The organism is Streptomyces sp. NPDC058195 (genome assembly GCF_042883525.1).
Classification (GTDB): domain Bacteria; phylum Actinomycetota; class Actinomycetes; order Streptomycetales; family Streptomycetaceae; genus Streptomyces.
Genome location: NZ_JBHVVM010000017.1, coordinates 91,448 through 110,322, shown reverse-complemented (window position 1 = coordinate 110,322; position 18,875 = coordinate 91,448). Strand labels below are relative to the sequence as shown.

At 72.2% G+C, this 18,875-nt stretch carries 15 protein-coding genes; 4 read left to right on the top strand and 11 right to left on the bottom strand.

The features are described 5' to 3' along the window. Positions 1-113: 113 nt before the first annotated feature. Positions 114-2,981, bottom strand: a complete 2,868-nt coding sequence (locus tag ACFVWY_RS21910; protein WP_389874940.1) for a hypothetical protein — start codon at positions 2,979-2,981, stop codon at positions 114-116. A gap of 420 nt (positions 2,982-3,401) precedes the next feature. Here ACFVWY_RS21910 and ACFVWY_RS21905 point away from each other — a divergent pair, with 420 nt between their 5' ends. Further along, entirely contained in the window at positions 3,402-4,061 is a 660-nt protein-coding gene (locus tag ACFVWY_RS21905; RefSeq protein ID WP_389874938.1) for an HAD family hydrolase, read from the top strand. 388 nt (positions 4,062-4,449) lie between these two features. Beyond that, positions 4,450-4,812, top strand: coding sequence for an antibiotic biosynthesis monooxygenase family protein (locus tag ACFVWY_RS21900; RefSeq protein WP_389874936.1), 363 nt, complete (start codon positions 4,450-4,452; stop codon positions 4,810-4,812). An 11-nt stretch (positions 4,813-4,823) separates the two neighbouring features. Here ACFVWY_RS21900 and ACFVWY_RS21895 read toward each other — a convergent pair whose 3' ends face one another. Continuing rightward, entirely contained in the window at positions 4,824-5,669 is an 846-nt protein-coding gene (locus ACFVWY_RS21895) for an LLM class F420-dependent oxidoreductase (RefSeq protein ID WP_389874933.1), read from the bottom strand. 182 nt (positions 5,670-5,851) lie between these two features. Here ACFVWY_RS21895 and ACFVWY_RS21890 point away from each other — a divergent pair, with 182 nt between their 5' ends. Continuing rightward, the gene (locus tag ACFVWY_RS21890; RefSeq protein WP_389874931.1) at positions 5,852-6,379 is read left to right on the top strand and encodes a DinB family protein; all 528 of its coding nucleotides are present in this window, start codon (positions 5,852-5,854) and stop codon (positions 6,377-6,379) included. A 29-nt stretch (positions 6,380-6,408) separates the two neighbouring features. On the opposite strand, the gene ACFVWY_RS21885 is transcribed toward ACFVWY_RS21890, so the two are convergent. From ACFVWY_RS21885 to ACFVWY_RS21870, 4 genes are all read right to left on the bottom strand, one after another. Further along, positions 6,409-6,936 carry a DUF1062 domain-containing protein gene (locus ACFVWY_RS21885; RefSeq protein ID WP_389874929.1) on the bottom strand — a complete coding sequence of 176 codons (528 nt, stop codon included), beginning with the start codon at positions 6,934-6,936 and terminating at the stop codon, positions 6,409-6,411. A gap of 169 nt (positions 6,937-7,105) precedes the next feature. Beyond that, positions 7,106-8,122: a DMT family transporter gene (locus ACFVWY_RS21880; RefSeq protein ID WP_389874926.1), complete on the bottom strand. Its 1,017-nt coding sequence runs from the start codon at positions 8,120-8,122 to the stop codon at positions 7,106-7,108. Positions 8,123-8,150: 28 nt separating this feature from the next. Beyond that, the gene (locus tag ACFVWY_RS21875) at positions 8,151-8,762 is read right to left on the bottom strand and encodes a TetR/AcrR family transcriptional regulator (RefSeq protein ID WP_389874923.1); all 612 of its coding nucleotides are present in this window, start codon (positions 8,760-8,762) and stop codon (positions 8,151-8,153) included. 51 nt (positions 8,763-8,813) lie between these two features. Then, on the bottom strand, positions 8,814-10,103 hold the full coding sequence (locus tag ACFVWY_RS21870; RefSeq protein WP_389874920.1) for an MFS transporter: 1,290 nt from the start codon (positions 10,101-10,103) through the stop codon (positions 8,814-8,816). A 218-nt stretch (positions 10,104-10,321) separates the two neighbouring features. Here ACFVWY_RS21870 and ACFVWY_RS21865 point away from each other — a divergent pair, with 218 nt between their 5' ends. After that, complete coding sequence (locus ACFVWY_RS21865; RefSeq protein ID WP_389874918.1) at positions 10,322-10,900, top strand: DNA polymerase ligase N-terminal domain-containing protein; 579 nt, start codon at positions 10,322-10,324, stop codon at positions 10,898-10,900. A 168-nt stretch (positions 10,901-11,068) separates the two neighbouring features. Here ACFVWY_RS21865 and ACFVWY_RS21860 read toward each other — a convergent pair whose 3' ends face one another. The 5 genes from ACFVWY_RS21860 to ACFVWY_RS21840 form a co-directional block, all read right to left on the bottom strand. Next, positions 11,069-12,271, bottom strand: coding sequence for a macrolide family glycosyltransferase (locus ACFVWY_RS21860; RefSeq protein WP_389874915.1), 1,203 nt, complete (start codon positions 12,269-12,271; stop codon positions 11,069-11,071). Between the two features lie 232 nt (positions 12,272-12,503). Continuing rightward, positions 12,504-14,072, bottom strand: coding sequence for an APC family permease (locus tag ACFVWY_RS21855; RefSeq protein WP_389874912.1), 1,569 nt, complete (start codon positions 14,070-14,072; stop codon positions 12,504-12,506). Between the two features lie 260 nt (positions 14,073-14,332). After that, entirely contained in the window at positions 14,333-15,799 is a 1,467-nt protein-coding gene (locus ACFVWY_RS21850; protein ID WP_389874909.1) for an aldehyde dehydrogenase family protein, read from the bottom strand. Continuing rightward, positions 15,796-17,535, bottom strand: coding sequence for an amidohydrolase family protein (locus ACFVWY_RS21845; protein WP_389874906.1), 1,740 nt, complete (start codon positions 17,533-17,535; stop codon positions 15,796-15,798). Before ACFVWY_RS21845 ends, ACFVWY_RS21850 begins: the two co-directional genes overlap by 4 nt. A 193-nt stretch (positions 17,536-17,728) precedes the next feature. After that, positions 17,729-18,850 (bottom strand): LLM class flavin-dependent oxidoreductase, encoded by a 1,122-nt coding sequence (locus ACFVWY_RS21840; protein ID WP_389874904.1) that lies wholly within the window; start codon positions 18,848-18,850, stop codon positions 17,729-17,731. Positions 18,851-18,875 lie beyond the last annotated feature (25 nt).

Here is an 18,875-nt window from a genome sequence, read left to right as displayed (position 1 = left end):
CCGCGGGCAAGTCGGCTCGACGAAAACGGTCCGCACACTGCCCGAAAGGGCAACGGAAGACCGCCTCCGGGGCAGATCCCCGAAGGCGGTCGGCGCGGCGGCGGATCCGCTCGTCAGCGGGCGACCGCCTTGGTGGCCGCGCTGGTGGCGCTGCCGTTGGCGTGGCCGGTGCGACGGGCCGTCACCTTGACCGTGATCTTCTTGCCGCGCTGGGCGGACTTGAGGGTCAGCGAGGACTTGGTGGCGCCGGAGATCGCCTTGCCGCTGGCGTACCACTGGTAGGCGTACGACGTCGGGGCGGGCGACCAGGTGCCGTGGGCGGCCTTGAGGACGCGGCCGACCTTCGCGGTGCCCGAGACGGTGGGCTTCTTGGTGGCCGTGGGCGCGCTGCCGGTGGCGACCTTCACCCCGGCCGTGTTCACCACTCCGTCCGCGTAGCCGTTGAGGCGGGCCGTGACCGTGAGGCTGAGCCGCTTGCCCAGCAGTGAGGCCGGGACGGTGTAGGTGGCGGAGGTCGCGCCGGAGACCGGCTTGCCGTCCACGTTCCACCGGTAGGCGACCGAGGTGGGCGGCAGGGCCCACGTGCCGTTCGCGGCGGTCAGCTTGGCGCCCACCTTCACGGTGCCCTTGATCGCCGGGGCGGCCACACAGCCGAGCGGATCGCCCTTGCCGACGGTGAGCGTCGCCGAGGAGGCCGCGACGTCCGCCGTGCCGGTGCGGTGGGCGGTGACGGTGACGCCGACCTTCTTCCCGTACAGGGTGACCGGGACCGCGTACGAGGAGCGGGTCGCGCCGCTGATCGGCTTTCCGTCCCCGTACCACTGGTAGCTGTAGGACGTCGGGGCGGGCGTCCAGGTGCCGGGGGCCGCGGTGAGGACCTGCTCGACGCGGGCGGCCGTTCCGATGCCGGGGGGTGCCGTGTTGCGGAGCGGGGGCGGGGCGACGGTGAAGGCGAGCGTGCCGTACTCGCCGCCGGAGGGGCTGAGGAGGGTCGCGGTCCAGGCGCCCTCGGGCGCGCCGGTCAGGTCCAGCTCGGCGGTGAGGGTACGGCGGTCGGGCGAGACGGCGAGGGTGGTGCCGGTGATCTCGCGGGTGCCGTTGCGCAGGACGACGCGGGAGTTCAGGTGCAGGGCGGTGCCGGTGAGCGTGACGGTGGTCTTCCCGCTGGTGACACCGGTGTTCGGGGAGATCCGGGTGAAGGTGATCCGCTCCATGCCGCAGAGCCCCGAGCAGACCGCCGCGGCCTTGTACGAGGTCGTCGGCGCCTTCTCCGGCAGGGAGAGCACCAGGATGCTCGGGGTCTGCTCGCGGGAGTAGCTCTCGATCACCCGGCACTCGTGGCCCTTGGTGACGGAGTACGAGCAGCCGTTGTCGAGGCTCGGGTCGTAGAGCGCGGGCACGGCCGTGTCGGCCGCTCCGGCCGTGTCGCTGATGTCCATCGTGAAGCGGTCGCTGTACACGGTGGGCAGCGCGGCGCACACCGTGCTGTGCTGTTCGTCGAGGGTGCCGGTGACCGGGCCGTAGCCGTACGCCACGCTCTGCGCCCGGTCGCACGCGGCGGCCGGGCCGTCCGCGCCCGCGATGCGCACGGCGTCGAAGCGGTAGGTGTCGGCGGTCTGCTTGGCGGGCGGGACGGAGACCACGGCCCGGTAGCTCGTGGAGCCGGTGACGGCGCACGCCTGGCCGGTCTCGCACCGGCCGCCGCCGGTCCCGTCGTCGCCGTACACCGCGACGTTCGCGGTGCCCAGGGCGTCACGGGCGTTGATGTGCAGGACGTCCCGGGCGTCGGCGGTGGTGACCTGGCGGCAGCGCAGCTCGCCGGGGGCGCCGAGGGTGCCCTCGGCGGAGGCACCGCCGGGCTCGGTGGCCGGGTTCGCGGCGCAGCCCTCGGCACTCGCGGTGATGTCGCGGCGGGTCACGACGTACTCGGCGGGGGTGTCGCGGCCGGTGACCAGGACGGTGTGGGCGACACCGGGGGTGAGCGCGCACGCGGTCCAGAAGGAGGTGGCGGGGGTGTAGCTGGAACAGCTCTCCTTGCCCTGGGTGTCCACGACGACGAACTGGGCGGAGGAAGCGGTGCCGGGGGCGGCCTGGAGCTGGACGATCTCGGTGGCGCTGTGGTCGGCGGCCGGGATGGTCAGGCAGTCGACGAAGGCGCCGTTGCCGGTGGTGGCGCGGGCGGTGCGCGACGTGGCGGTGAAGTCGCCCGCCGGGAGGACCTGGCAGCCGTCGGCCGTGTCGGTGCGGTGCAGCGACAGCGTGTACGGGCCGGTCGGCTTCGCGGTGCCGTCGTTGACGATCAGGGCGCGGAAGGGGCCCTTGCCGGTGAGTCCGCAGGTGCCGTTCCCGTAGCCGGACGGCTGGTAGCAGAGCTCGACGCTGTCCGCGTCGACCAGGGTCACGGCCGGGTGCGGGGCGCCGTTGTAGAGGGGCTCCAGCGCGGCGAACTGCGCACCGGCGGGGAGCGGCAGGGACAGGCAGTCGGTCTCACCGGCGGCGGCGAACGAGCCGCGGTACACGCCGAGTCCGGCCGGTTCGCAGCCGGTGGTGGCGGAGCGGTCGATGACCAGGCTCGCGGACTCGGTGCGCACGGTGTACTCGCCCGCGGCCGGGAGGGTGCAGGTGATCCAGTACTCGCAGACGGCCGTACCGGTCGCGTCCTCGACGCGGAGCGGGGTGCGGTAGCCGTCGTCCCGGACGGCGTACGCGTCGTAGCGCCCGGCGGCGGGAGCGGTGAAGGTACGGCAGTAGCTGGCCGGATCGGCCGCGGTCGGGGCCGCGTTGTACCCGTTCAGCGGCGGGTGGGCGCAGTCGGCTCCGGCTTCCTGCGCGGTGGCGGCCCCGGCTTCCTGGGCGGTGGCGGCTCCGGTGGGCACGAGCAGTGAGACCAGGACGGACAGTGCGAGCAGAAGCGCGGAGCGGGCGGCGTACCGCCCGGATCTCGCGCGCGTACGCAGGCGTGTGCGTGAGTGAGTGAGCATGTCCGTTCCCCCCGGAGCGGTGACACACCGGCGAGTTCAAGCCGTATGTGAGTCATGTGTGAAGACGAGCGCACATGATGATCGCACAGGTGTCACGGCTGGTCACCGGGGTTTCCGAGGCATCTTTCGCGCACGGACACGAAGGTGGGTTCAGGACTTTCAGGCCCTTCGGGTCCGCCGGGTCCGTCAGGCGGTGCCGGTCCGTCAGGCGGCGCGGTTCCGACCTCCTCCGTGCCGAGGCCGAGGCCGAGGGCGGCGAGGCCGCGGCCGGGCTCCGCCCACCGGCCCGAGCCGGGGCCGTTCCGGAGCCTGCCCGCCGTCCGCTCCTCGGCCATGCGGCCCGACGGCCGCGCGAGGACCGGGCGAGGACCGGGCGAGGAACCTCGCGGTCATGTCGTCGCACCGCCCTATCCTGACCGAATGGTCACTCCTCCCTCTCCCGAACTCGTCATATTCGACTGCGACGGCGTGCTCGTCGACAGCGAGCCGCTCGCCGTCCGTATCCAGGTCGAGGTGGGAGCCGAGCTGGGCTGGCCGCTGACGGCGCAGGAGGTCATCGAGAAGTTCGTCGGGCGGTCCGACAAGTCGGTCGGCGAACTGGTCGAGGCCCGCCTGCCGGGCAGGTCCGCCGCCTGGCAGCAGCGCTTCAAGGACCTCCACCGCGCCGCCGTCGACGCCGAGCTCGTCGCGGTGGACGGCATCCACGAGGCGCTGGCCGGCATCACGCTCCCCACCTGCGTGGCGTCGAGCGGCAGCCACGAGAAGATGCGCCACACCCTCGGCCGTACGGGGCTCCACGACCGCTTCGAGGGCCGCATCTTCTCCGCGACCGAGGTCGCCCACGGCAAACCGGCCCCCGACCTCTTCCTCCACGCGGCCGACCGGATGGGCGTCTCCCCGGCCGCCTGCGTCGTCGTCGAGGACAGCACGTACGGGGTCCAGGCGGCCCGTTCGGCGGGGATGCGCGCGTTCGGCTACGCGGGCGGCCTCACCCCGGCCCACTGGCTGGAGGGCCCGGACACCGTCGTCTTCGACGACATGCGCAAGCTCCCGTCCCTCCTCGCCGGACTGCGGCCGTGAGGATGCGAAGCGGACGGGGTCCTGGCTCCTCCGCCACGCGGTGCTCACCGCCTGGGCGGTCGTGCTCCTGCTCCTCGGGGGAGGCTGCCTCGCCGGGCTCGCCGAGCAGCGCGAGCGGATCGACCGCGCGGAGATTCCCGGCGTAGGGACCGGTGAGGGCGGCGCGCGGAGGGAACCACACGCCGACGGACCCTTCGAGGTGTCCAACATCCCCCGCCGCCTCTTCGCCTTCGGCCCGTCCGAACCGGTTCGAGCCCATAGAGCACGAACGGCCCCGCACGGTCTCCGGCCGGGGCCACGGCACGGACTCCAGATGCTTCAGCGAACCGGTCCGGTGACCCGCCCGGACGGATTCCGCACCGTGTGCCCCAGCCCGTACGGTGGCGCCATGAGCGATCAGCCGAAGGCACCCGTCACGCCCGTCCCCGCCCATGAACCTCCTTACTACGCAGCGGTCTTCACCACCGTGCGCACCCAGGAACAGGACGGCTACCGCGAGACCAACGCCCGCATGGAGGAGCTGGTGAAGGACATCCCCGGGTACCTGGGGATGGACCACGCGCAGACCCCCGGCGGGCTGGGCATCACCGTCGGCTACTTCCGTGACGCCGACGCCCTCGCGGAATGGCGTTCCCACACCGAACACCGCATGGCCCAGCGGCGCGGACGGGACGAGTGGTACCGGAACTACACCCTGCACGTGGCCAAGGTGGAACGGAGCCACACGTTCGTCCGGCCGCCCGAGAACTGACCCCGCGCAGGTCAGAGGTACTCCGCGTACGCGTCCAGGGTGCGCAGGACCTCCGGCTCCGCTGCCGGGGGAAGCTGGAGGACGACTTCCTCGATGCCCAGGTCCGCGTAGTGGGACAGCTTGCCGGGGGTCGGCAGGACGGCGTACGGGACGACCTGGAGGTGGTGCGGGTCGCGGCCAGCGGCCTCCCAGGCCGTGCGGAGCTTCGGGAGGGCGTCGGTCAGGCCCCCGCCGCCGATCGGGAGCCAGCCGTCGGTGAACTCCGCGATGTGCGCGAAGAGCTTCGGTCCCGCCGCACCGCCGAGCAGGGTGCGCGGGCCGTTGACCGGGCCGCGCGGCGGCTGAACGGGCTTGGGGTAGGCGTCACTTGCCCGTACGGAGCCGAACTCGCCCTCGTACGCGGTGGGCCGGTCCGCCCACAGGGCGCGCATCAGGGCGAGGCGGTCGCGGACCAGTTCACGGCGGGCGGGCCACTGGACGCCGTGGTCCGCGGCCTCCTCCACGTTCCAGCCGTAGCCGACGCCCAGCGTGAAGCGGCCGTCCGATACGTGGTCGAGGGTGGCGATCTGCTTGGCCAGGGCGATCGGGTCGTGCTGGGCGACGAGGGTGATGCCGGTGCCCAGCGTGAGGCGTTCTGTCACGGCGGCGGCCTGGGCCAGGGCGACGAAGGGGTCCAGCGTGCGGCCGTACTCGGCCGGGAGTTCGCCGCCCATCGGGTACGGGGAGTCCCTGCTCACCGGGATATGGGTGTGCTCGGGCAGGTAGAGGCCGCCGAAGCCGCGCTGTTCGAGCGCGCGGGCGAGCCGCAGCGGGGTGATCGTCCGGTCGGTGAGGAAGATGGTCGTGCCGATCCGCATGTGAGGACACCTCCGTCGTGAACCGGCGAACCGGTGTTGGTGAGCCGGTGAGCGCTGAGCGGTAAGCGGTGCGCGGTGAGCCGTTGGTCCAGTGGTCTGGTGGTCCGGTGTGTCCGAGGACCCCGTGGCCCCAACGTATGCCGTGCGCCGTGCAAAAGGGGAAGCTGTGAGAGGGTCGCCCGGTGGAATCTTCGCGAGGCGACGTACTGCGTGGGCAGTTCGACCTGACCTGGGCGCTCTTCGAGTACCACCTGGAGCGGCTGGTTCCCGACGACATGCTGTGGGAACCGGCCGCGCTGTGCTGGACCGTGCGTCGGCAGCCCGACGGGAGGTGGCTGCCGGACTGGGCGGACACCGAGCCCGAGCCCGTGCCCGTGCCGACGATCGGCTGGCTGAGCTGGCACATCGGCTGGTGGTGGGACGCGACGGTCGAGCACGCGCAGGGCCGTCTTCCCCGGGACCGTCGCGATGTGACGTGGCCCGGTGACGCCCGTGGTGCCGTCGCGTGGCTGCGGGAGCTGCGCGGGAAGTGGCTGGGCGTCCTGGACGGGCTCACCGACGCGGACCTCGACTCCCCCGCCCCGTTTCCCCGGCAGGACGACCCGGAGTACACCGTCGCCGACATGGCGGCCTGGGTGAACTCCGAGCTGATGAAGAACGTGGCCGAGATCGGGCAGCTCAGGCTCCTGCGTGCCGCCACCACGCGGTAGCGGCGGCGGCACGCGGGGCCCGGGCGGGATCAGCGCCTGAGCGTGAAGGTGAAGTCGCCGGAGAGCCTGCCGGTCAGACGGCCCGCCGAGACGAGCTTCCCCGCCTCGATCAGCCGCTCCGCCTCGGCCCGGGACAGACCGCAGCCCTCGGCGATCAGCCGGACCGGCCGGACGGGTATCCGTGCCGCGAACCGGACCGACACATCGATCGCCTCGCGCCGCGCACCGATCGGCCCGCCGGTGTCGAGGCGCCAGGCACCGCCCCAGTCGAGAGCGATGTGGTTACGGCGCAACAGGGCGGAGTCCTGGAGGAGTTCGGCCGCCAGGGTGGCGTCGTTGCCGTGCATCCGGTCCAGCAGTCCGGGCCGCACGGAGCGGACGTTCGTCCGCTCCAGGACCGTGAGCTTCGTGGTCTCCCCGCAGGAGGTGCAGAGCGCGAGGAGCCAGGCGTCGATGAGCTTGTGGTTCGCGTTGACCCGGAACTTGCCGTGCGTCCGGAATCGGCCGGACGCGCAGATGTGGCAACGGCGCAGGACGAGCGGCAGGCAGGTGGGCATGACCACCCAGTTTTCGAGCACAGGAATACACCGGTTTCAGTGAGAAATCCGTAGCAAAAAGGAGCGCGACGCCTCAGCGCGACGCGCGACAGATCAGCTCTCGGGGGGTCTCACACGGTGTACAACGGAACGCCCTTTGTCTCGACAACTGCTATGGGCAGCAGGGTAGTTACGAGCGCGGCGCCGTTCCATCGATTTTCGGGGCGGGCCCGCGTCCGGTGACGGGGACGGACCCGGCCCCGGTGACGGGGACGGACGCGGGAACACGGGCCCGCGCCCGGCGGGAGGGGGTGGTGAGTACGGCGAGGCAGGCGAGGACGAGGACGACGCCCGCCCAGCCGGGGGCGGGCAGCACCTCGCCCACGACCAGCACCGCGAGCACCGCCGCCACGGCGGGCTCCAGCAGGGACAGGGTCGTCGCCGTGCTGACCGGAATCCGGGCGAGGCCGTAGCCGAACAGGACGTAGCCGGTGAACATCGGGACCACGGCCATGTAGAGACCGACGCCCGCGTTGGTCCAGGAGGCCGTCAACGGCGCTCCGGTGGCCGCCAGGACCGGCAGGAGCATCAGCCCGCCGAGGCCGAACACCGCGCCCATGGCCGCGCGCGCGGGAACGTTCCGGGTGATCAGACGGTGCGCGGCCCAGGCGTACCCGGCGTAGGTGACGCCCGCGACCAGGCCGAGGGCCACGCCCAGGACGGTCCGCCCGGCAGAGCCCGTACCGGCGGGTCCGCCGTGGACCGCCTCGGCCGCGCAGAGCAGGGCCGTACCGGCCAGGCCCAGGGCGGCGCCCGCCAGCCAGCGCCGGGACAGCCGACGGCCGTCGGCCAGCCGCTCGATCAGCGCCGAGGCGGGCGGGGCCGAGCCGATGGACACAACCGTCCCTGCCGCGACCCCGGCCAGGTGCATCGAGGTGTAGAACGCCAGCGGGTACAGGGCCACCCCCACACCGCCGACGAGTACGGTCGGCCACCGCGCCGCCAGCCGGTGCCGGGACCGTACGATGCCGCGCCCCGCCATCGCCGCCTGGAGCAGTCCGCCCAGGCCCATCGCGGCGGCGCCGATCGCCAGCGGGCCCACCCCGGGCGCGAGGGTGGCCGCGGTGCCGGTGGTGCCCCAGAGCACGGAGGCCAGCAGCACGGCGAGGACGCCCGCCCCGGCCCCGGCGGTCCTTGCCGCCCCCACAGCACTCGCCCCTGCCCCGTACCCCCGGTCACAGGGCCGCCATCAGGGACGATGCCAGCTCCCGGGCATGCCGGACACGGGTGGAGTCACCCTCCAGGCCCGCGCGGACCACGGCACCCTCCAGCAGGAACGCCAGGTGCTCCGCCGTGCTCCGGGCCCGCTCCTCCTGTCCGGGCAGCAGCTCCCGCAGGTGCGCGGCGAGCAGTCCCTCGACCTCTTCCTTGTGCGCGCGGACGACCGCACGGCCCGGGTGCCCGGCGGGCAGTTCGGCGGCGGCGTTCAGCAGCCCGCAGCCCCGGAAGCCCTGCTCGTAGGCCAGTTCGGCGTGGTCGGCGTACGCGTCGAAGACGGCCAGCACCGCCGCCGGTCCGGGGGCGGCGGCGGTCAGCCGCCGCTCGTAGAGGCCCAGCCACTCCTCGTGCCGGGCCATGAGGTACGCGCGGACGAGATCGGCCTTGGAGCCGAAGTTGTTGTAGAGGCTCATCTTCGCGACCCCGGCCTCGGCCGTGATCGTGTCGATCCCCGTCGCCGTCACCCCGTCCGCGTAGAAGCGGCGTGCGGCGGCGTCGAGGATCCGGCCGCGCGCCGCTCCGCGCCGCCGCTTCACCGGCCGCTGCCCGTCCGTCGTCGGCTCGCCCACGCCGTCCGCCTCCCTGCCATCACTGATTAGGTAGACCAGTCTACCTAATCATCAGTGAGCGACGGCCTCCGTACGGGGCGGGCCGACGCCGAGGCGACGGGCGCAGATCCGGTTCTGCGCCACCGCCAGCCCCGCGACCGCCGCCCCGAGCACCAGCCACCCCACCGGACCGGCGGCCATCACCACCCCCGTGAGCAGGGGCGGCCCGGCGGACTTCTGGACGGACTGCGCCATTCCGGCCACGCCCAGATACGCGGCGCGGGCGTCCTCCGGCGCGAGCAGCACCGCCAGCTCCCAGGAACTCACCGAGCGCATCAGTTCCGCCAGCGTCACCAGCAGCGCCGCCGCGAGCAGCACCACCGCGGCCACCCACGCCCCGCCCCGGGTGGCCAGGGCCATGAACACGCAGCAGACCAGCATCAGCCCCCCGTACAGCAGCAGCGCCCGGGTCGCCCGGCGCGGGCCCTCGGCGCGCTTCGACACGCTCAGCTGGAGCACCACGACCAGCACGGTGTTGAGGACGAGGAAGACCGGGACCAGGGCGTGCGGCGCGGAGGTGCGGTTCACCAGCCACAGCGGCAGGCCGACGCCGAGGACCGAGTCGTCGAGGTTCATCGGGATGTCCAGCAGGACGAAGCGGAGGTAGCCCCGGTCCCGCCACGGACCCGGACGGCGCCCGGAGCCGGAGGCGGGCCCTCCCGCGGGACCGGCCGGGGCTCCGGGCACCGGACCCCGCGCCGGTTCGGCGGTACGCCACACCAGTGCGGCGGCGACGGCGAAGGAGAGCGCGTTGCCCAGGATCAGGGCACGGTACGCGTCGGTGGTGCCCACCGCGAGACCGAGGGCGGCGACCCCGGCGCCGACGCCGTAGCCCGCGTTGGCGGCACTGCGCGACAGCGCCTGGTAGGCCACGCGCCGCTCACCGGCCACCCGGGTGGCGAAGAGCATCTCCAGGGTCTTCGCGGCCCTGTCTCCCAGGTACGTCACCGCGACGACCGGCAGCAGCGCCCCGAAGCCCGCACAGGCCAGGACCAGGCCGAGGGTCACCAGCCGGAGCAGATGGCAGCCGATCAGCAGCATGCGCACGGGGAGGCGGCCGGCCAGCCATCCGGCCAGCGGCGATCCGACGATGCCCGCGACTCCGGCGGCGCCCAGCAGGACGCCGGTCTGCTGGGCGCTCAGATGCGTGACGAAGGTGAGGTAGAGGACCGAGGACGCGGCCCACAGCCCGGAGCCGGTCCGGTCCACCGCCAGGGCGAGCAGCATGATCCGGGCGTCACGGCCGCCCGGCGGATGACGCAGCTGGGCCAGCAGGCCCGGCCCGCCACCACTCCCGCGCACCGGCCTGCCGCCTTCGCCGCCCGCCTCGCTCCCGCCGCCTCGCCCCATGCCGCACCCCCGGAGATCTGGAACCCCGGGAAGCCTGCCCGGCAAACAGTCTCGATGTCAAGATAATCGATGCCGAGATACTTGATGGCGAGATACCTGCGCTGCGGTGCGGGGACGGGTGCGGCACAGTGGAAGGGACCACCGGCGGGGGCGGCCGGAGGAGGTGTCGGATGGACAGGACCGGCAACGGCGGACCGGCGGGCCCGGCCCCCTGCTTCGTCGTACAGATCCACCAGGCGCGGCGGATGCACTTCGACTTCCGGCTGGAGGTCGGGGGCGTACTGAAGTCCTGGGCCGTACCGCGCGGCCCCTCGGAGAACCCCCGGGTGCGGCGGCTGGCCGTGCCGACCCAGGACCACCCGTTGGAGTACCGCACCTTCGAGGGCGTGATCGCCCGGGGCGAGTACGGCGGCGGCACGGTCATCGTCTGGGACCAGGGCACCTACCGGCCGCTCAGCCACGACCGGTGGGGCGAGCCCGTGCCGTTCGAACAGTCCCTGGAGGACGGGCACGCGACCTTCTGGCTCGACGGGACCAAGCTGCACGGCGAATTCGCCCTCACCCGCTTCAAGGGCGGCGACGGGCCCTCCGTCCCCGGCGAGGAGGTATGGCTGCTGATCAAGGCCAAGGACGGCCGGGCCACCCACGCCGGACCGGACACCCCCGACCCCTACCGCGCCCGCTCGGCCCGTACGGGGCGGACCCTGGCCCAGGTCGCGGCCGAGGAGGGCGGCGGCGCGCCCTCCTGACCACGACCAGGACCACGACCGGGGCCGGGCTCAAGCCATCAGCTCACACCATCGGCTCGGATCATCGGCTCGGATCATCGGCTCGGATCATCGGCTCGGGTCATCGACATGAGTCATCGACTCGGGCCACCAGCCCATGCCGTCGGCCCACGCCATCAGCCCACGCCGTCAGTTCCGGTCAGCGGACCGGCCCAGCATCTCCTCGATCAGGTCGGCGGCCCGCTGCGTGCCGCCCTCCGCGCGGGCGTCGGCCTTCAGCCGCGCCGAGCGGCGGGCCACCTCCGGGTCGGCGTCGAGCTCCAGGAGGGCCGTACGCAGGGCCTCGGCGGTGGCCTCCTCGGTGTCGATGCGGCGGGCCACGCCCAGCTCGACCAGCCGGTCGGCGTTGGTGGGCTGGTCGGCGGACTGGGGCACCGCGATCATCGGCACACCGGTGAACAGCCCCTCACTGCTGCCGCCCATCCCCGCGTGGGTGACGAAGGCGTCGGCCTGCTCCAGGATCGCGAGCTGCGGCACCCAGGAGTGCACCTCGACATTGGCCGGAATCTCACCAAGATCCGCCGGGTCGGTGTACTTCCCGATCTGGAGCACCACGTGCCAGCCCGGAAGGCCGCCGAACGCGGCCAGACACCGGCGGTAGAACGCGGGCAGCCGGGTGTACGCCGAGCCCATCGAGACCAGCAGGACCTTCTCCGCACCGGCCGGACGCGTCCAGGTACCGTCCTGCACCCGCGTGCCGAAGCAGGGGCCGACGAAGGTGACCGTGCTGGTGTCGACCCGGTCCCCGTGGGGCTGCATCGCCTTCGGGATGGTCGCCAGGGTGTTCTCGGGCCGGCCGCAGAAGACCTCCATCCGGGTGGTCGCCGCCCCGCACTCGGCCAGCCATCGGTCGAACCTCGCCCGGTACGCGTCGGCGCCCGGCAGCGCCCAGATGTGCGCCGCGACCTCCTCCTCGTAGCCGTGCCAGGCCACGTAGGTGGGGGACAGCTGCATGAAGGGGCGGTTCTGCCGCTCGGCGAGGGCGCGGGCGGCGAAGGCGCCGATGTCGTACAGGTACAGGTCGGCGGGGTCGGGGTCGTAGGCGGCCCGCAACCGCGGGAGGGCCTGGACCGAGTCGTCGAGGAAGAGGCCCATCGCCCCGATGGGGTCCTCGGGCCAGTCGTTGTCGGCGACCGGGAGGACGGAGTCGCAGGGGACGAACTCCGCGCCGGTGGCCTCGATCAGCCCGGCGACCGCCGGGGAGTTGGCGTACGTCACCCGGTGGCCCCGGGCGACCAGCTCGCGGATGACTTCGAGGCTCGGCAGGACATGGCTGACGGCCGGGATGCCGATCATCGCGATATGGGCACGGCGACGGGACGTGCGTGACATGAGGATCACTCATTTCAGATCTGTGGTGGAGGACGGCATGACAGCCCGGTGCGTCGGCCGCGCGGGTCGAAAACACCGCGGGCGCGCACTCGGGCCGGGCGGGGGACGTGCCCCGCCTGGTGTCAGCCGTAGATCTGATACATGAAGAACATGCCGGAACCGTAACCCGGTCCCGGGGCGTGCGCACCGGATTAATTCCGGCCACGCGCGCCCCGTCTCCGCAGGGGGCCGCTCAGTCCTCGACGACCAGCGAGGGCGTCTCGCGGGTCAGGACCTCGCCGCGGAAGAACGCCGGGCTGCGGCGCTGCATCACCAGCATCAGCACCACCCCGAGCAGCAGCAGCCCGACACCGATGACGAAGACCGAGCCGACCCCGAAGACCGAGGAGCCGGAGCCGTAGGCCGGGTTCCACATGTCGTAGAGGGTCTTGCCGAAGACCGCGGTGAGCAGGAGGCCGCCGACCCCCGGGAACAGGCCCTTGAAGATCAGGTCGCGGAAGGAGCGGGTCAGGTCGGCACGGAAGAACCAGACGCAGCCGAAGGCGGTCAGCGCGTAGTAGAAGCAGATCATGAGGCCGAGCGCGTAGATCGTGTCGACCAGGACGTGCTCGCTGACCAGGGTCATGACCGTGTAGAAGGCGCCGGTCGCGACGCCCGCCGTGATGGTGGCCTTGCCGGGGGTGCGGAACCTCGGGTGGACGCGGGCGTACGAGGCGGGCAGGGCCTCGTACGTGGACATCGCGAGCACCGTACGGGCCACCGGGATGAAGGTGGTCTGCAGGCTCGCGGCGGCCGAGGCGAGCACCGCGACGAACAGCAGGACGCCCAGGCCAGGGCCCATGATCGGGCCCGCGAGCGCGGCGAAGACGTTGTCCGAGGTGGCGGAGTTGGCCAGGCCCAGGCCGGAGGTGCCGGAGCCGACGGCCATCTGCGCGGCGACCGCGGTCGCCAGGTAGGAGCCGACGAGCACGACCATCGCGATCAGCGCGGCCCGCCCGGGGGTCTTCTCGCTGCCGGTGGTCTCCTCGTTGGCGGTCAGACAGGCGTCCCAGCCCCAGAACATGAAGATCGACAGGGACAGTCCGGCGGTGAACGTGGCGAAGGACTTCACGGCGAACGGGTTCAGCCAGGACCAGGAGAAGTCCATCGAGGTGGCGAACGCGCCGCTGTTCGCCTTCTGCAGCGCCATCACCACGAACAGCGCGAGCACCACGAGCTGGAGCGCCACCAGGGCGTACTGAAGACCCTTGGTGGCCGTCATCCCCCGGTAGCTGACCGCCGTGGCGACCGCGATCAGGGCCAGGCAGGTCACGATGTGGACGGCCTTGTTGTCGTCCAGGGCGGCGATCGCGTCACTGTTGGTGACCTCGCCCGCGAGCAGCCAGAAGAACGAGGTGGCGACGCCCGCCAGGTTCGACAGGACGATGATCGTCGCGATCACCAGACCCCAGCCGCACATCCAGCCGAGCTTCGGCCCGAACGCCTTCACCGTCCAGGTGAAGGAGGTGCCGCAGTCCGGCATGGCCTTGTTCAGCTCGCGGTACGCGAAGGCGACGAGCAGCATCGGCAGGAAGCCCGCGAGGAAGACGGCGGGCATCTGCAGGCCGACCTCGCCCGCGGTGGAACCGAGGGTGGAGGTGAGGCAGTAGACGGGAGCGACGGTGGAGATGCCGATCACCGCACTGCCCATCAGCCCGACGGAGTTGCCGCCGAGCCCCTTGCCCCGCACGCCCCCATCGGCCGGAGCGTCGCCGCCCCGCGCCGTGTCTCCGGCCCGTGGCCGCACGTCCAGCTCAGTCATGAAAAGGACGGTAAACCCTGCGATTTCCACATTTTGTGGGTGAGACTCCGCCGTCTCATCCTTGAATATAAGGCAACAACTCAGGGCCCCAGGATTTAATTGAAGGGTACACGCGACGCTTGCCTTCTGATGCAAGGTCAAGTGGAGATCGCGACGCCGTACGATTACCGCAGCAGTGTCCGATTTGCCCTGTTCCAAAATTTCCCGTGACGTCCGGCACGCCCCCCGGCCTTCCGCCCGGCCGGGGGGGGCGCCCCGCCTCAGCCCGGCCAGACGATCGACTGAAGTTCGCTGTACGCGTGCAGGGCGTACGAGCCGACGTCGCGGCCCACACCGCTCCGCTTGAAGCCGCCGAACGGGGCCTCCATGTTGCGTCCGATGGTGTTCACGCCGACCCCTCCGGCGCGCAGGCGCCGGGCCACCCGGAAGGCGCGGGCCACGTCCGAGGACCAGACGTAGTCGATCAGCCCGTAGTCGCTGTCGTTGGCCAGCGCGACGGCCTCCTCCTCGTCGTCGAAGGGGACGACCACGACGACCGGGCCGAAGATCTCCTCGCGGACCACCCGCATGTCGTTGGTGCAGTCGGCGAGGAGGGTCGGGGCGACATGGAATCCGGGCCCGGCCGGGCGCTCGCCGCCGGTGACGACCCGCGCCCCTTCCTTCCGGCCCAGCTCGATGTACGACTCGACGCGGTCGCGGTGCGCCGCGGAGATCAACGGGCCGACGACCGTGCCGCGGGCCGCCGGGTCGCCCACCTTCAGGTGCCCGGCGTAGGCGGCGAGCTTCGCGAGCAGGGCGTCGTGGACGCCGCGCTGCACGAGCACCCGGGTCGGGGCGGTGCAGATCTGGCCGCTGTAGAAGGAGAACGTGGTGCCGATGCCGGCCGCCGCCGCGTCCAGGTCCGCGTCCTCCAGCACGACCGCGGCACCCTTGCCGCCCAGCTCCATCAGCTGCCGCTTCATGGACCGCCCGCACACCTCGGCGATCCGCTGCCCGACGGCGGTGGAGCCGGTGAAGCTCACCATGTCGACGTCCGGGGAGTCGACCGCGGCCTCGCCCGCCTCGGGGCCGGAGGCGGTCACGACGTTGACGACCCCGGGCGGGGCGCCCGCCGCCTCCAGCGCCTCGGCCATCCGGTAGACGGAGAGCGGGTCCTGCGGGGCGGGCTTCACCACCACCGTGTTGCCCATGGCCAGCGCGGGCGCCACCTTGCCCGCCGGGTTGGCCCAGGGGTTGTTGTACGAGGTGATGCAGGAGACGACGCCGACCGGCTGGCGTACCGCGATCGCCCCGAAGACGCCCGCCCGGCCCATCGGCCCGGCCTCGTTGATCTGCGGGGCCACCGCCTCCTCGACCGGCTCCAGCGCCCCCTTCGCGTACCGGCGGAACCGGGCGGCGCCCACCGCGACCTGCATGCCCCGGGCGGTCCCGGTGGTGGCGCCGCTCTCCGCGCGGGCGAGGGCGGCGTTGCCGTCCAGGTCGCGCAGGATCAGACCGGCCGCCCGGTCCAGGATCTCGGCCCGCTCCTCGGGGCGGGTGCGCGACCAGGTGGCGAAGGCCTCCCGGGCGGCGGCGGCAGCCGCGTGCACCTGGGCGCGGCTCGCCTCGGGGGCGAGGCCGACGACCTGCTCGGTGGCCGGGTCGATCACCTCGTAGTGGCCGTGCTCGGGCTCTGTCCACCGCCCGCCGATGAAGAGCCGCCTCTTCCCGTCGTCCGTACCGCTCATGCGGTGCTCACCGTCCGGGTGTCGCGGCCGGAGCGGAGCACCGTACCGGGGACCGCGCCGGTCACCTTGTCGTCGCGCAGCGTCTCCACCCCGTTGACCCGCACCGAGACGATGCCGATCGCCCTGGAGTCCAGGCGCGGGGAGTCCCCGGGCAGGTCGTGGACGAGGGTGGCGGGCCCGGCGTCGATGCGTTCCGGGTCGAAGAGGACGAGGTCGGCGTGGAAGCCCTCCTCGATCCGGCCGCGCTCACGGAGCCCGAACAGCCGGGCGGGGTCGTCGGTGAGCATCCGCACGGCCCGCTCCAGCGGGACCAGCTTCCGCCCGCGCAGACAGTCGCCGAGGAAACGGGTGGTGTACGGGGCGCCGCACATCCGGTCCAGGTGCGCGCCCGCGTCGGAGCCCCCGAGCATGACGTCCTCGTGCTCCCAGGTCTCGCGGCGCAGCGCCCAGGAGGCCGGGTCGTTGTCGGTGGGCATCGGCCACAGCACCGTACGCAGCTCGTCGGCGGCGCAGATCTCGACGAGGCAGTGGAAGGGGTCCTGGCCGCGTTCGGCGGCGATGTCGCGTACGACGCGGCCGGTCAGGCCCTCGTTGGCGGCGCTGTAGGTGTCGCCGATGACGTACCGGGCGAAGTCGGCGAGGCGGCGGAAGACCCCGGCCTCCTTGCTCCCGGCGCGGCGCAGCATCTCGGCCCGGGTCTCCGGGTCACGCAGCCGCTCGATGCGCTCGGGGACGGGCAGGGCCAGGATCTCGCCCCAGCCGGGTATCAGGTTCAGGGCGCAGAAGGTGCCGAGCGACATGTTCATCGGGGTGAGGATCGGCATGGTGAGCGCGACGATCCGGCCACCGGCCCGGCGGGCCCGTTCGCTGGGCACCAGCTGGCGCGGCACGCGCTCGGGGACGGCGGCGTCGATGGTGAGGACGTTCCAGTTCAGCGGGCGTCCGGCGGTGGCGGTCATGTCGACCAGCAGCTCGATCTCCTCGTCGGAGAACTGGTCGAGGCAGCCCGCCACGATCGCTTCGAGCTGGGTGCCCTCGTGCTCGCCGACCGCCCGGGAGAGGGCGAGGAGCTCCTCGGGCCCGGCGTGCCGGGAGGCGACGGGCTGGCCGTCGCCGTCGGAGTGGGTGGAGGACTGGGTGGTGGACAGGCCCCAGGCGCCCGCGTCCATCGCGTCGTGGAAGAGCGCGAGCATGGTGTGGAGCTGGGCGGGAGTGGGCTGCCCGCCGACCGCGTCGGCGCCCATGACGTGGCGGCGCAGGGCGCAGTGCCCGACCATGAATCCGGCGTTGACCGCGATCCGTCCTTCAAGCGCGTCGAGGTACTCGCGGAAGCTGGACCAGCTCCATTCGACGCCTTCCTCCAGCGCCTTGAGGGCCATGCCCTCCACCCGGGCCATCATCCGGCGGGTGTAGTCGGCGTCCTCGGGGCGGTCCGGGTGGAGCGGGGCGAGGGTGAAGCCGCAGTTGCCCCCGGCGACGGTGGTGACGCCGTGGTTCATCGACGGGGTGGCGTACGGATCCCAGAAGAGCTGGGCGTCGTAGTGGGTGTGCGGATCGACGAAACCGGGGGCGAGCACGAGTCCGGTGGCGTCCTCGCTGGTCACGGCCTCCTCGGTGAGTGTGCCCGGCTCGGCGATGACGGCGATACGGCCGTCCCGGATGCCGAGGTCGGCACGGTACGAGGGCCCGCCGGTGCCGTCCACGACGGTCGCTCCGCGGATGAGGTGGTCGAGCATGGACGGGCTTCCCTTCTGCTGCTGCGGGTCCTGCGGATTCCGGAACGGGCAGGAATGACGGGCGGGGCGGGGTAACGGGCGGGGCGGGGGTGTTGCGGCCGGGGTGCGCACGGCCGCGGTACGCACCCCGGCCCCACGGAGCGGCGGTCCGGGAAGACGCCGCTGGTCAAGGACGTACGGCTGTCGTGCGTCGCTACGCCGCGTCGCGGAACCGGGTCGTGCGGTGCACCGGGTCCGTGTCGATCTCCGGGATCACGTGCTCACCGATCAGCCGGATCGAGTTCAGGGTGTCCTCCCGGCTGATCCCGATCGGCAGCCCGAAGCTCAGCTGGTCCGCGCCCGCCTGCTCCCACCGCTTGCACTGCCGCAGCACCTCGTCCGGGTCGCCGCAGATCATCAGCTCCTCGGCGATCAGCAGCTCGATGATCTCCTCGGTGTACTCCGGGAGCAGTTCGGGCCACTCGGGGATGCCCTCGGGGCGGGGGAAGGTGTCGTGGTAGCGGAAGAGCAGCGACTGGAGGTAGTTCAGCCCGCCGCCCACCGCGATCTCGACGGCCTTGGCGTGCGTCTCGGCGCAGATCGCCGTGGAGGTGACCATGACGTTGTCGTTGACGAAGTCCCCGACGGGTTCGGCCTCCTTCACCGCGTTCTTGTAGGAGTCGACGACCCACTCCATGTCGGAGACCTTCTGCACGCTGAAGCCCAGCACGCCGAGCCCCTTCTTCCCCGCCATCGCGTACGAGGAGGGCGAGCCGGCCGCGTACCACATCGCCGGGTGCGACTTCCCGTACGGCTTGGGCAGGATCTTGCGCGGGGGCAGTGACCAGTGCTTGCCCTGGAAGCCCACGTACTCGTCCTGGAGCCACATCTTCGGGAACTCGGCGATGGTCTCCTCCCAGAGCTCCTTGGTGTGGTTCATGTCGGTGATGCCCGGCATGAACCCGAGGATCTCGTGGCTCCCGGCCCCGCGCCCGGAGCCGAACTCGAAGCGGCCCTCGGAGAGGTGGTCGAGCATGGCGACCTTCTCGGCCACCTTCACCGGGTGGTTGACCGGAGCGAGCGGGTTGAAGATGCCCGAGCCGAGGTGGATGCGCTCGGTGGCGTGGGCGAGGTACCCCAGGTACACGTCGTTGGCGGAGATGTGCGAGTACTCCTCCAGGAAGTGGTGCTCGGAGGCCCAGGCGTACTTGAAGCCGGACTTGTCCGCCTGGATGACGTACTCGGTCTCCTCGATCAGCGCCTTGTGCTCCGCCTCCGGGTCGACCTTGGCCCGCGCGGCAGGCACGTACCCCTGTACAAAGAGTCCGAATTCCAAGGGAGTTCACCGTCCTCAATTGTTT